Consider the following 15,840-nt stretch of genomic DNA (forward strand, 5'->3'; position numbering starts at 1 on the left):
CATTGTAAATGGTGCACTAAGTCGTCGTCGATTTCCTATTCCCGATTGATGGCAAATACGGTATCCATAAGTGCACAATCAAATGTGGACGCAAGTCCCTGTAGCAGTGGTATGCGGAACATCGAGTAATGATCTCCCACGACTTCATGGATGATAATTGGCTGAGCTGAGAGAGCACGCCATTTCATGCCCATATGTTCCACTGGACTCGTCAACGCTTGGAAGAAATCCAATCTAGCCTCTATCCGATTGGCAGCCACATAATGATCACGAGCGTAAGTTAGCGAGCGACATACATTATAAATCTTTACTAACTCAGGCAAGCTTTTGCAGTTCTCCAACTCAGGCATATTCGCAATTAACTTCTTGTTAGACAGAAGCATCGTGAGTAGTTCTTTGCTTACTTGCTCTTTCTCTGCCCATGTTAGGAAGGTATTCCACACTTGCTCCGAACCAGCGGTATGCTCCAATAATCTCTCTACAAGCGGCAAATGGATATAGGGTTCGAACATCTTCACTAAAAGCTCCATTTCCGCTGCATATTCGAATGAGTTGGCTTCTACTGCGTCTACTACGTCTCCCTCCACGAACGGGGAATCGAACATCCCAATAAATCCAACCGTACAGCCCAGTTCTTCCAAACGCCGGGCAATTTCGAAGGCAATCGTCCCTCCTATACTCCATCCTGCCAAATAGTAACTGCCATCAGGTTGTATACGACGGATTTTGTCAACATACGATCTCGCGATCTCTTCTATTGTTAACGGTGCGGGTTCATGATCCTGCAGCGAGGCAACCTTGATTGCCCAGCATTGGAAGCTATCGGACAAATATTGGCTAAACGGAACATAGGGCTCCGCTTCTCCATCCCCTGCATGAATGAAGAAGAGATGCTTGTTCTCTTCAGTGCCTTCTTTCAACAGTAGCAGCTGTTCATCCTGCTCTCTCTGTTCTGATGCTGGAAGCAACATGCTTACGAATTCAGCCAATTTGTGAACGGTCGGGCGGTTAAAGATTTCGACCAGTGGAAAATTCACCTTAAGCTCATCGAATATATCGAAAGCAAGCTTAGTGGCAAGCAGAGAATGTCCGCCAATTTCAAAGAAATTATTGTGAATCCCAATGTCATCTTTGACCAGTATCTTCTTCCAAATCGCTAGAAGCGCCTCTTCCATTTTGTTCTTTGGTTTAGCTTCTTCGCGGAGAGGGACATGAGCCACCACCGTAGGTTCTGGCAGAGCTCGACGGTCGATTTTACCGTTTGGCGTTAAAGGCATTTTCGCTAGCGGTACAAAATAAGTGGGAACCATATATTCCGGTAAGCGCTTGGTTAGCTCTTCCCGTATTTTACTTTCCGTAATAAGAGAATCCGTCACGTAATAAGCACAAAGCGATTTTTCCCCTGCTTTCTCAAATATGAGAACAGTTGCTTCTTTCAAAGCTTGAAGCTCCAACATCCGGCTCTCTATTTCCCCCAATTCGATGCGGTGGCCCCTAATCTTAACTTGATGATCGATACGATCCATGAACTCGATATTCCCATCCGGTAAGAACCTCGCTAAATCTCCGGTTTTATAGATTAATCTGTCGGACTCCAGCGGATGCGGCACGAATTTCTCCGCTGTCATCTCCGGTAGGTTCAAGTAACCTACCGCCAATCCGTCCCCGGCAAGGCAAAGTTCCCCCGTGATGCCAATTGGCATCAACTGCCCGCCAACACCCAGAATATAGGCTTCCGTATTGCTGAGAGGCTTGCCGATTGGAATCGTAACTGCGTCGGCAGCAATTTCGTCTACAGGATAGAACGTGGCATAAACGGTACTCTCCGTCGGTCCATACATGTGAATGATTTTACCAGCGCCTACAGCAGCAAGAGCATTACGCACGTGATTCACGGATACGCGTTCTCCACCAAACAATATTTTTCTAAGCTGAGTTAAGCTGTCCAACCGGGTATCGACAAGAAGATTGAATAAAGCGGTTGTGACAAACATAATGGTAATTCGTTGGTCGATGAGGATTCGACTGAGCTGATGGATATCGAGAATATCGGATTTCTGCACAACGACAAGTGTAGCTCCGTTGAGCAAAGCTCCAAAGAAGTCGAACGTAAACCCATCGAAAGCATAATTGGACAATGAAGCTACGATATCATCCTCACCGATCTCCATGTAGTTCGTTCTCTTCACGACACGGGTAACATTAGCGTGTGTCGTCATGATTCCCTTTGGTTTTCCGGTCGTGCCAGAGGTATACATCACGTAAGCGAGATCAGATCCTTCTCTAGGCACAATGACAGGTCCGGTTTCTTGCTTACCTAATTTGATTGCGTCCAACATAACGATCTCCACCAAGGAGCCCAAGACAAACGTTGCTTGAGAGAACACGGCCTCTCGTGTCAACAAGAGACGAGTTCCACTGTCCTGAAGCATATATTGTATACGCTCTTGCGGATACTCCGGATCAATCGGTAAGTAGGCATTTCCTGTTTTCAGAACAGCCATGATCGCCGTGATCATATCGAGCGAGCGATCCATCAGAATCGCAATGATGCCGCCTGGCTGTATTCCTTTTTCCAATAATGCACCAGCTGCTTGATTCGACTTTTCGTTAAGTTCCCGATAAGTTAACTTCTCTTCCCCGAACACGACAGCCACTCGCTCAGAAGTTTTCTCCACTTGCTCTTCAAAGAGGCTGGTTAGCGATTGATGCCTAGGATAAGCGGTCTTTGTGTTATTGAAAATCTCGCACACCTGCTGCTTCTCGTCCTCATCTATCAGTGTGATATCTGAGAGCATTTCATTAGGCCGATTTACCATGTTGTTCATAATATGTACCAAATGTTGACCCATCCGCTCAATTGTACTTCGTTCGAATAACGCAGTGGCATATTCGATGTCGAATCGTATTCCATCTGCATTTCTTTCCTTAGCTGTCCATGTCAAATCTACTTTCACCGTTTTCACATGGATATCCAATGATCGTACGGGCAGAGACATCCTTGGGAGTACGTCAGTCTCCGCACTTTGCAAAGTAAACATGGTATCAAACAGAGGATTGCGATTGGCTTCACGGGCTGAAACTACCTTTTTCACGAGATCTTCAAAGGGATAACTTTGGTTCTCGTAAGCCTGAAGCGAGATTCTCTTCATCTCACGAATAAAGCTTAGGATCGAATGTTTGTTCGTCGGCTGACTACGAATGGCCAGCGTATTGACGAACATGCCGACAATTTTATCGAGATCAGCGTGTAATCTCCCAGCAACGGGAGTTCCCACAACGATGTCTTCTTGCCCTGTGTATACATGCAATAAGATGGTATAGCCTGCAAGCAGAACCATATTCAACGTCGCACCTGTCTCGGTTGCTAATCTACGAAGCCCCATCGTTAAGGCTTCATCAATACTAAACTGGATGGAATCTCCTTGGTTATTGGGCACCTTAGGACGTGGATGATCCGTCAGCAACTGAATAACAGGCAAGCTGCCAGCAAATTGACTCAACCAGTAGGCTTCTTGTTTATCCAGCTCACCTTCCGCAGTCAGCTTGTTTTGCCACACGGAATAATCCTTGTATTGAAGCGGTAACTCCGGTAAGTGTTCACCAGAATAAAGACTTCCCAATTCATCCATCAGAATATCGTTGGATAGGCCATCGCCGATAATATGATGCATATCGAGAAGAAGAATGTGTTGATTCGGATTCACCTGTATCAGTTCTGCACGGAATAACGGAGCAATTTCAAGATCAAAAGGCTGTACGAATGTTTTCATCGTTCCGGCCATAGCTATTTCAATGTCTGTTATATGGTTGATTGCATGCTCCAACTTGCGATAGGTTAACGCAAAGATCACCTCGTCTTCGATTCGCTGAACAGGCTCTGTATCAACCCGAATAAATGAAGTTCGAAGAGATTCATGCCGCTCTATAAGCTTCCGCATCGCCTGTTCCATGAGGTTAATGTCCAAATTACCTTCGATAAGAAGCGCATCGGGCATATTGTAGACGATGGACGTCGGCTGCATCTGATGCAAAATAAACATCCGCTTTTGCGCGGAAGACAACGGATAAACGTCCCTCTTTTCAACAAGATCGATTTGCGTATACACGGAAGCTTCATGGCTTCTGATAAACATCGCTTGATCTTGCAGAACCGGCAGTTTGAATACTTGAGACAATGGCATGTGAACCTGAAATTGCTGAGATACCTGCTTGACTACCGCCATCGCTTTAAGAGAATGACCTCCAAGCTCAAAGAAATGATCTGTTCGGCTAATTCTGTCTCTGCCCAGTATGTCTTCCCAAATCTCGACAAGCTTCACTTCGATCGTATCCAGAGGCGCTGAATAGGCAGCCTCCTCGTCTGCTGTAGTACGTATGGAAATAAGAGCTTTTCTATCGATTTTTCCATTTGGCGTCAAGGGCATCTCATCCAGCTGAATGATAACGCTTGGAACCATAAAATACGGCAGCGTCTGCGCCAAATATTGTCGCCAGAATGCGTTAGTTTGCCGATCTTCAGCTACGATATATGCGACTAATATTTTATCGCCTTCAGAATTTTCATCCGCAAGCACGATAGCTTCGTTAATGGATTGATGCATATAGAGCTGCGCTTCAATCTCGCCCAATTCTACCCTATACCCGCGAATCTTCACCTGTTGGTCCATTCTGCCCAAGTATTCAACATTACCGTCCGGTAGCCATCTCGCAAAATCGCCTGTCCGATACATCTTGTCTCCTGGGACAAACGGGTTAGCTACGAATTTTGCCTCCGTGAGTTCTGGTTGATTCAAATAACCTCGGGCCAATCCAACACCCGCAACATAGATCTCGCCAGGTACGCCAATAGGTTGAACTTGCCCCTGAGGCCCCAATATATAAACTTGTTTATTAGGCATTGGCTTACCTATCGGAACATTGTGGCCGCATGACTCCATGCAGTTGTAATAAGTAGTCGTAACCGTCGCTTCCGTCGGACCGTACATGTTGTACACAAGCCGATCTGTCAAATTAGAGTAATAAGATGGCTTTACAACATCCCCACCTGGATAGAAAAGTCTAATGGGATGACTAGGGGACAAGCGTTGATTTAATTCACTTAAAAGCAACGAAGAACAAAATAGTACTGTAATATTTTCTCGTTCTATGATAGCTTCAAGTAAATCCGTATCTAGCCCTTCTTTCTTGTTGGCAATACATACAGTGCCGCCGCATAACAGCGCTAGATACATTTCGTCAACAGCGCCGTCAAAGGAAACAGACTGTAAATGCAGTACTTTATCTTGATGATTAAGTTGAAACTGCTGAATAAAGGTATACAAATAAGCGGCCAGATTACCATGTTCATTCATAACACCCTTTGGTTTGCCTGTTGATCCGGATGTATAAATAAAATAGGCCAAATGATGCATTTCTGAGACCACTTCTAAATTAGAGCCATCCTCCGCATACAATGCTTCCTCTGCAAGATCTAACACCGTCCCATCGTATATTCTATCCTGCAAAAATCGACTTCTCGTCAATATAATTGAAGCTTTACTGTCTTCAAGCATGTAATCAATACGATCTTGCGGATAGTCAGGATCTATCGGGACGTATGCGCCTCCAGCCTTGAGTACGGCTAGCACGCCAACAATCATGTCAACAGATCGTTCTTCCATGATGGCGACAATGGTTTCCGGTTTGACGCCTTTTCTACGTAACGTTCTGGCCAACCGATTGGCTTTCTCATTCAGTGCTCGATAGCTTATTTGCGTTGTGTCATACTTCAAAGCGATACAATCTGGTGTACGCTCCACCTGATTTTCGAATAACTGATGGGTGGTTTTCTCCACTGGATAGTCTATAGACGTATCGTTAAATTCGACCAATAGACGATGCTTCTCTTGCGGCGTCAATAGATCGATTGAGGCCATTGGGAGCCCTACTTCCTTCACCAGTGAGGTTAACCATTGGCTGAACAAATCCTTCCAGCGTTCGATCGTTTCCCGTTTAAACAGTGCTGCTGAATATTCAAAGCTGAAGGATAAGGTGTCTTCTCCTTCTACAGCGGATAGTGTAAGTTCAAACTGCGTTACGGGATGCTCGAAGGAAAGCGGAATCATCCGCACGCCATGATCCTGACCTTCACGCTTATGGGTCAAGGTGAACATCGTGTCGAATAAAGGGTTTCGGCTCATATCCCGCTCTGCAACCCGTTTCTTAACCAACTCTTCAAATGGATAGTCCTGATTCTCATACGCCCCGAGCAAGGTTTGTTTCACTTCTTGCAAATAAGTAGCAAACGATTTATCTGCCGCCGGGAAAGTACGGATCGCTAGCGTATTGACGAACATGCCGACGATTCCTTCTACATCGACGGATGGACGTCCCGAAATGACCGTACCCATAATCATTTCTTCCTGACCTGCCATACGAGACAGGAATGCGTTGTATGCCGAAAACAGTACCATAAACAAGGTTGCTCCCGTTTTTTGGCCGATTCTATATAAGTCTGCCGTTGTTTCACGGTCAATGGCGAATTCAACTTCGCCACCGATGAAGCTTTGTACCGCCGGATGAGGATAATCTGTTGGCAAGCTGAGCACCGGCAATTGTCCCGAGAGAGACTCCAACCAATAGGCTTCTTGCTTGTCCATCACTTCTGATTGCAGCATCTCCTGCTGCCAGTAAGCATAATCCTTGTACTGCAAAGGTAAAGGTTGAATCACATCACCGTTATAAAGTCTAATCAGTTCTTCCATCATTAGGTTTATGGAAACGCCATCCGAAATGATATGGTGCATATCCATAAGCAATAGGCAGCGATCCCCTGCAACTTGATATAAAGCCACTCGCCATAGTGGAGCCCGTTCCAGATCGAAGGGACGAACAAACGATTTGAGCAGGGAATGAATCTCTTCTTCCGTGGCGTCACCATACTCGAGCTTGAAACCAACCGCTGTATGAACCCGCTGGAATGCTTCCCCATCAACCATTTCAAAAGAGGTTCGCAACGATTCATGTCTGTGCATCAACTGAGTACATGCGTTATTCAGGCGCTGCACGTCAAGCGCGCTTTCGATCAGGAAGGCAGCTGGCATATTATAGCTTTCTTCTGCACCTTCCAACTGCCGCAAAATATAGAGCCGCTTCTGTGCGGAAGAAACAGGGTACAGCTCACTTTCCGGAGCAGGAACGATCGGAGCAAAGCCGCTCTGGTGCTTGGATTGCAACAAATGGGCTAAAGCCTCAATCGTAGGAGCCTGGAATACACTAGTGAGCGATACTTCCAAATGCAGGCGTTTGTATATTCTAGCCACAAGCATCATTGCTTTTAACGAATGTCCACCCAACTCGAAAAAGTTATCCTGAATACCAATGGGCTGGGTTTCTAATAGTTCTTCCCACATCTGGACAAGCTCCTCTTCCAACGGAGTTCGGGGAGCCACTGCCCTATTTTTGCTTCCCAACGTACCGTTAGGAATCGGCAGCAATTTCCGATCTACCTTCCCGTTAGATGTCAGAGGAATGTTGTCTAACCTAACGAAATAGGAAGGAATCATATATTGGGGTAGTAAGCTTGCCAGCGCACTTCTCACATATTCAATTGTTACGAGCTCGTCTGCGGTAAAATAGCCGCAAAGGTGCCTTACGCCACAATCATCTGTAAATACGGTAACAACTACCTCTTCGACCCCTGCAATTAGTAACATGCCAGACTGGATTTCGGTTAATTCAATCCGATAGCCTCGAATTTTGACCTGTTCATCAGCACGTCCCACATATTCGATCCGTCCGTCAGGCAGCCATTTCGCCAAGTCCCCCGTTCTGTACATTAACGTTCCAGGCACATAGGGGTTCGCAACAAATTTGGAAGCGGTCAGCTCGGGTTGATTTCTGTACCCTCTGGTTAAGCCAGCTCCCCCAATACACAGCTCACCGACTACCCCAATCGGTGATAAACGATCATCGGCACTCAAGATGTACATCCGATTGTTGGTGATTGGACGGCCAATTGTAATCGGACGATCGAGCTGAACATTTCGAGTGATACTGCCACCAATGCTATTTTCAGTTGGGCCGTATTCATTGGTCAATTCGATGTGTCCGTACTTCAAATTATGCTGATCAACCAAGCGTTGCTGGAGAGCTTCTCCCCCTAATGTGATGAGCTTTAATGAATAGCTGTCTTCCACACTCATACACTCCATAAGCGCTGCGTACAGGCTTGGAACACACATGAAATGGGTAACGCCATAATTGATAATCGCTTTGCGAATAACGAGCGGATCTTTGGCAACTTCGTCCTGAAGCAGAATGGAAGCTGAACCTGCCAATAATGGGGCGAAAAAGGAAGACAAGAAGCCATCAAAAGCAAAAGAAAAGAGCTGGACCATCCGATGGGAGCTATTGAATCCATATTCTCTAATTCTCCACGTTAGGTAATTCATTACGCTGCGATGCTCAACCATAACCCCTTTAGGCATGCCGGTTGTTCCCGACGTGTAGATCACATAAGCCAAATGGTTCGGAGTGACTGTCGGTTCCAGGTTTACACGATCTTCTGCACCAATCGGTTTCTTTTCAAGCACATCCAGATATACCATATCAATTGAAACATCCGCTTTATGCTGTAAGCCCGTTTGCGTAATGAGCCATTCAGCCCCGCTGTCGGTTAATAAATACTTTACGCGCTCGTCAGGATAAGAAGGATCAATTGGCAAATAGGCGCCACCTGCTTTTAATATCCCGAGTAATCCAACAATCATTTCCACCGATCGCTCTACCATAATTCCGACTACACTGTCTGCTGTCACACCTTTTTCCTGTAAAACCCGAGCTAATCGGTTGGCCCTATGGTTTAATTGCCCAAAAGTAAGCGAGGCTTCTCCACAAATGACCGCAGGATGATCTGGCTGTAGCTCAGCTTGTTCCTCGAACAAACCGTGAATGGTGAGGTTATGCGAAATATCCGATTTCGTATTGTTAAATTCAACAAGTAATTGATGCTTGTCGCAATCCGATAATAGTTCGATGCATCCAATTGGTGTAGTGGCCTCTTGTGTTATGGATTCCAGCCATAGAAGGAATTGCTTGGCCCAACGTTCTACGGTTGACGAGTGGAATAATTCACCAGAATATTCAAACCGGAAGGCAATGTCCGTCTTCAGTTCCATGGCCGTCAATGTTAAATCGAACTGTGCAATCGGATGGTCGGAAGGATATGCACTGACGCTCAGTTCACCAGACATCGAATCCGAATCAAGCATTTCCTCCATAGTGAACATCGCATCGAAAATTGCTGTTCGGCTCGGATCACGCTGAATACCGAGTTGTCTGACTAAGTCTTCAAACGGATAATCTTGGTGCTCATAAGCCGACAATGAGGTTTGCTTCACTTCGTGCAAATAGGAAACAAATGATTTATTCGCTTCTGGAAAACTGCGGATGGCTAACGTATTGACGAACATACCTACGATATTGGCTACCTCCGAGCGCGATCTGCCCGACGATACGGTACCGACGATAATCTCTTCTTGATTCGTTATACGGGACAAATAGGCACTGTAAGCTGCAAGCAAAACCATATAAAGTGTCGTTCCGGTTTGTTGTGCCAACCGACGAAGCGCTTCTGTAAGCCTGGCATCAGCCTGGCAAATCATCTGCTTGCCCTCGAAGCTGCGAACTGCAGGCCTCGGCTCATCTGTCGGTAAATCCAGGATTGGAAGCTCCCCAGAAAAGACTTCTAACCAGAAAGCTTCCTGTGCATCCCGTTCTTTCGAACCCTCTTGTCCTTGCTGCCATACCGCATAATCTTTGTATTCCAAACGATGCTCCGGCAACGAATTGCCCCTATAATGCTCATAGAATTCTTGCTCCAGAATTTGCAGAGACACACCGTCACTAACAATATGATGGATATCCATTAGTAGAATATGGCGCTGTTCCCCGATGCAAATGACACTTACCCGATAGAGCGGCGCAGATGCCAAATCGAAAGGACGTATAAACTGGCGGATGAGAACCGGAACATCTTTTTCCTCCGCTTCGACAAAGTGAACGTCGAAATCGACCTGGGCATGAATTCGCTGGGCGAGCTCTCCATCGCTGAGTTCAAAGGAGGTTCGCAAAGAGGCATGGCGTTCCACCAAGTATGTACATGTACTTGCTAACCGTTGCCGATCCAGCTTACCTTCAAGCAGCAATACATTCGGCATATTATAGGCTGCATGGGCAGAATCAAGTTGATGAAGCAAATATATTCTTTTTTGCGCAGAGGACACGGGATAGACTTCGCTCTTCTCCGCTTGCGAAATCGCGGTGTATTCATTACCGCCTAGCGTTGCAATCACCTTTGCCAACCCCTCTATCGTTGGCGATTGAAACACTTCCCGCAGCGGCACATTCAGCTTCAGTTCCTGATGAATGCGGGATACCAACGCTGTAGCTTTCAGAGAGTGACCGCCAATCTCGAAGAAATTGTCGCGAATACCTACACGCGTCAGGCGCAATACATCCTGCCAGATCACGGCAAGCTTTACTTCCAGTTCGCTCACAGGTGCTACGTAGAACATGTTGCCATCTTCATGGTCTGGTGCAGGCAGTGCTTTCCTGTCTACTTTGCCGTTCGGAGTCAAAGGCATCCGATCCATTCGGACAAAGTGCGACGGAATCATAAAGTGAGGCAGGGTCTTCGCCAAAGTTTCCCGCATAGCGGGTATGTTAAGCTCTTCACCTGCTACCACGTACGCGCATAAATACCGCTCTCCCTGCTGTTCCTCCCGTATGATGGATGCCGCTTCCCGCACAGATTCGATCTGTAGCAGCCTGGACTCCACCTCTCCCAGCTCCACGCGGTAACCGCGCAATTGCACCTGGTTGTCGATCCGGCCCATATATTCGATATTGCCGTCTGGCATCCATCGGACCAAGTCGCCTGTCCGGTATAATTTCTCACCTGACACAAACGGATTAACGATGAATTTCTCCGTGCTAAGCTCCTGCTTCCGGTAGTATCCACGTGCCACGCCAGCGCCCCCGATGACCAATTCCCCCGGCACGCCGATGGGCTGCAGTTGCACACGATCATTGACCACATACATATGCATGTTCGGCATCGGCTTGCCAATCGGCACATACCCCGCGCTTGGCAGCTTGTCCAGTGTTTCCTCATAATAGCTCGTATCTATGCTCGCTTCGGTCACGCCATACACGTTCAGAATTCGAATATGCGCCCCGAACCGACTTTGTAGCTTGGTATATTCTTCAACGGAGCAGCTATCCGAACTGACAATAACTACCTGCAGGTCCTGCAGATCGATTCCTTGCTCCTGCACATATTCGAATAACGGCGTAATCAGCGCCGGCGTTGACTCGAAGATCGTGATGCCACGTTCTTGTATGAGCTTCACCAGTCCCGGGATATCGGCCCTCACTTCCTCCGGACATATGACGCATTGTCCGCCATTCGCGAAAGCACGCGCCAGATCCCCCGTAAACACGTCGAAGGAAAAGCTCGCCATTTGCAGCAATCTCACTGGGAATTGATCCAATTGATAGATCGTTTGATAGGCCATAGCTACGTTGACGAAGCTCCGGTGCTCGATCATAACGCCTTTGGGATTGCCCGTCGTCCCCGATGTATAGATAACGTAGGCCAAATCCTCCGGCCCGCCCACAAGCTCAACATTGTCAGAACTCTCCGCCGCCTCCAGACATCCATCCTCAAAGTAAAGCACTTCTCCGCTGAAGCCAGCACCTTCGAATAGCTCCTCCTCCGCATAACCACCAGTGAGCAACTCCGTGATTTGCCCTTGCAGTTCACGCTGTGTCAGCAGCAATGGAGCATGGCTATCACGCAGCAGATAAGCGATTCGCCCCAATGGATAGGTGGGATCAATCGGAAGATACGCCCCGCCTGCCTTCATGACAGCCAGTACCCCAATGACCGTATCCGCGGAGCGACGCGCCATAATCCCTACGATCGTCTCACGCTCTACGCCTTTGGCTTGCAACAAACGAGCCAATCGATTGGCCTGCGCATTCAAAGCCGCATACGTCCATTCCGCATCCCCGACGATAAGTGCTACTTGATCAGGCGTCTTCCTAACCTGATCTTCAAATATTTCGTGAAACGTCTTGCTCCCCGTTTCATACGCTGCGGAGGTATCGTTAAATCCAACCAGGATTTGTTCCCGCTCATCATCGGACAGCAGCTCAATGTCTCCTAATACGACGTCTGGCTCATGGAGGACTTTCTCTAAGTACACCTCAAAATGATCTGCGATTTGCTTGATCATGCGATCGGAATAATGGCTCGTTTCATATTCGATTTGCAAGGTCAACCTTTCATCACAAGTCAAAAAGGAAAAGGTCGCAAGTGAGCCAACGTCAGCTTGATAGGAAACATCATGAATAGCATCCAACCTTACTATCGTTGAACAATTAGGCAGCCCCTCTGCCGTCTCTGGCAAATGAAGATGCTCCGCTACGATCGCGAAAGGAAAGTTTTGATGCTCGTTAGCAGCTAACACAGTTTCTTTCATGCGGTCCAACCACTGTTTGAACGTTAATGAGGAATCATAGCTTGTTTTTAATAGCACGAATTGATTCATTCGTTCTTCAACCTGTTCTTGCTGCGCGAATGTCGGCATACCCACGATAACAGTGGCTTCTCCCGTATACTTCGATAACAAATACTTAACGCCTGATACTAAAATCATATAGCGCGCAATATTTGACTTGTTAGAAATCCTGTCTATCTTCTCTATCAGCTGCGACGGAATTTCAAGCGAATATTTCCCAGCTCTCTCGTCGGATTGGACGACCAGCTCCTCTTTGAGGAAACCGGATACAACATCATCTTGTTGAAGCAACTGTAACCAATACTGTTTTTCTTTATCGAACTGACCACTTGCGAGCAAAATATGTTGAAAGAGCATATCTGACATCATTTAACCTCCAAGGTTGTTAAAAAATAAACTCAATCGGCTGATCCACAGTATTATTTAAAAGTTTGAATGTTTGAAGGTGGATATCCTTGATCTGAACCTCCACATTTGCGGTAATCGTCTGGAGAATGACTATCCAATCGGTACTCATTCGTTGAACGGTTTCCTTCTTGAATAACGATGTCACGAAATCCAGTGTACAATACAGGGAATTTTCCAACTCTACTACATCCAAAGAGAGATCAAAAAGCGATATAGCAAAAGGAAGCGGAAAGTAACTCATGGCGACATCTGAAAGTTTCTTCACTTGATTTTCCGTATTATGCAGTGCAAATAAGGTATCAAAGATCGGATTTCTACTTAAATCCCTCTTCAGACCCAACTTCTCTACCAAAATATCAAACGGATAATCTTGATGCTCGTACGCAGCGAGCGTTGTTTGCTTCATATCTTGAAGAAAATCGGATGCTGTTTTTTCTCCTGAAAGTGCCGTTCTAATAACCAACGTATTGACAAACATACCGACAATTGGCTCTATGTCTGCATGAGATCTTCCGGCAATGAGAGAGCCCACTCGAATATCTTCTTGTCCGGTATATTTATGGAGTAAGATATGGTAAGCACACATCAGCACCATGTATAACGTTGTTCCCGTTTGAATAGACAAGTCTCTGAGTCTATCAGTGAGATCCTTCTCAATGCTGAACGCTACCGTATCGCCGGAAAAGCTTTGAACGGAGGATCGCGGATAGTCAGTAGGTACATTTAGCGTATTTAGTTCTCCTGCCATAGCAGACAACCAATAATTTTCATGAACCTTGAAAGCTTTACTATTTAAATAATTCTGCTCCCAAACCGCATAGTCTTTATATTGAATGTCCAGCTCGGGCAAATCTTTCTCCGCATAAAGCTCGCCGAGCTCATGATGAATGATTTCAAGTGAAAAACCGTCAGAAATAATATGATTCATGTCCAGCAGCAGTAAGTGACGCTCTTCCGATATAGTAATGAGTTCAATTCGAAACAGCGGTGCTTGTCCTAAATCGAACGGTTTAACGAAAGCTTTAACCATAGCACCTAGCTGTTCTTCTGTTGAATGCCTATACCGGACCTGAAAATCTACGGCAGGATGAATTCGTTGTAACAGCACGCCGTTTATCATCTCGAATGATGTACGCAAGGTCTCATGTCGTTCGATCAATGTGACCAAGGCTCTTTCCAAACGCCCTCGTGCAAGCCTTCCCTCAAGCATCATCGCATGTGGCATATTGTAGATTAGCTCTGACCCTGGCATTTGCTGCAGCACATAGAGGCGCTTTTGTGCCGAGGAGAGCGGGTAATAATCACAGTAATCCGCCTTTGCGATGGTTGCAAAAGGGTTGCCCTTCAGCCCTTCAATCACGAGAGCCAGCCCTTCTATCGTAGGTGATAAGAATACTTCTCGAAGCGGCAGTTGGACATTCAGTTCCTTATGAATTCGCGAAGTCATCGCGGTGGCTCTTAGCGAGTGACCGCCAATCTCGAAGAAATTGTCGCGAATACCTACACGCGTCAGGCGCAATACATCCTGCCAGATCACGGCAAGCTTTACTTCCAGTTCGCTCACAGGTGCCACGTAGAACATGTTGCCATCTTCTCGGTCTGGTGCAGGCAGTGTCTTCCTGTCTACTTTGCCGTTTGGCGTCAAAGGCATCCGATCCATTCGGACAAAGTGCGACGGAATCATAAAGTGAGGCAGTGTCTTCGCCAAAGTTTCCCGCATAGCGGGTATGTTAAGCTCTTCACCTGCTACCACGTACGCGCATAAATACCGCTCTCCCTGCTGTTCCTCCCGTATGATGGCTGCCGCTTCCCGCACAGATTCGATCTGCAGCAGCCTCGACTCCACCTCACCCAGCTCCACGCGGTAACCGCGCAATTGCACCTGGTTGTCGATCCGGCCCAAATATTCAATATTGCCGTCCGACATCCACCGGACCAAGTCGCCTGTCCGGTATAGGTTCTCACCCGACACGAACGGATTAACGATGAACTTCTCCGCGCTGAGCTCTGGCTTCCGGTAGTATCCCCGCGCCACACCAACGCCCCCGATGACCAATTCCCCCGGCACACCGATGGGCTGCAGTTGCACACGATCATTGATCACATACATATGCATGTTCGGCATCGGCTTTCCAATCGGCACATACCCCGCGCTTGGCAGCTTGTCCAGTGTTTCCTCATAATAGCTCGTATCTATGCTCGCTTCGGTCACGCCATACACGTTCAGAATTCGAATATGCGCCCCGAACCGACTTTGTAGCTTGGTATATTCTTCAACGGAGCAGCTATCCGAACTGACAATAACTACCTGCAGGTCCTGCAGATCGATTCCTTGCTCCTGCACATATTCGAATAACGGCGTAATCAGCGCCGGCGTTGACTCGAAGATCGTGATGCCACGTTCTTGTATGAGCTTCACCAGTCCCGGGATATCGGCCCTCACTTCCTCCGGACATATGACGCATTGTCCGCCATTCGCGAAAGCACGCGCCAGATCCCCCGTAAACACGTCGAAGGAAAAGCTCGCCATTTGCAGCAATCTCACTGGGAATTGATCCAATTGATAGATCGTTTGATAGGCCATAGCTACGTTGACGAAGCTCCGGTGCTCGATCATAACGCCTTTGGGATTGCCCGTCGTCCCCGATGTATAGATAACGTAGGCCAAATCCTCCGGCCCGCCCACAAGCTCAACATTGTCAGAACTCTCCGCCGCCTCCAGACATCCATCCTCAAAGTAAAGCACTTCTCCGCTGAAGCCAGCACCTTCGAATAGCTCCTCCTCCGCATAACCACCAGTGAGCAACTCCGTGATTTGCCCTTGCAGTTCACGCTGTGTCAGCAGCAATGGAGCATGGCTATC

General features: G+C 47.1%; 2 protein-coding genes. Both read right to left on the reverse strand.

What is annotated here, in order from left to right; genetic code table 11:
• Positions 1 to 35 precede the first annotated feature (35 nt).
• On the reverse strand, positions 36 to 12,935 hold the full coding sequence (locus NV379_RS11655) for a non-ribosomal peptide synthetase (RefSeq protein ID WP_258207482.1): 12,900 nt from the start codon (positions 12,933 to 12,935) through the stop codon (positions 36 to 38).
• 19 nt (positions 12,936 to 12,954) lie between these two features.
• Positions 12,955 to 15,723, reverse strand: coding sequence for a condensation domain-containing protein (locus NV379_RS11660; protein WP_308860281.1), 2,769 nt, complete (start codon positions 15,721 to 15,723; stop codon positions 12,955 to 12,957).
• Positions 15,724 to 15,840 lie beyond the last annotated feature (117 nt).

It is taken from the genome of Paenibacillus radicibacter (assembly GCF_024721995.1).
GTDB lineage: Bacteria > Bacillota > Bacilli > Paenibacillales > NBRC-103111 > Paenibacillus_AM > Paenibacillus_AM radicibacter.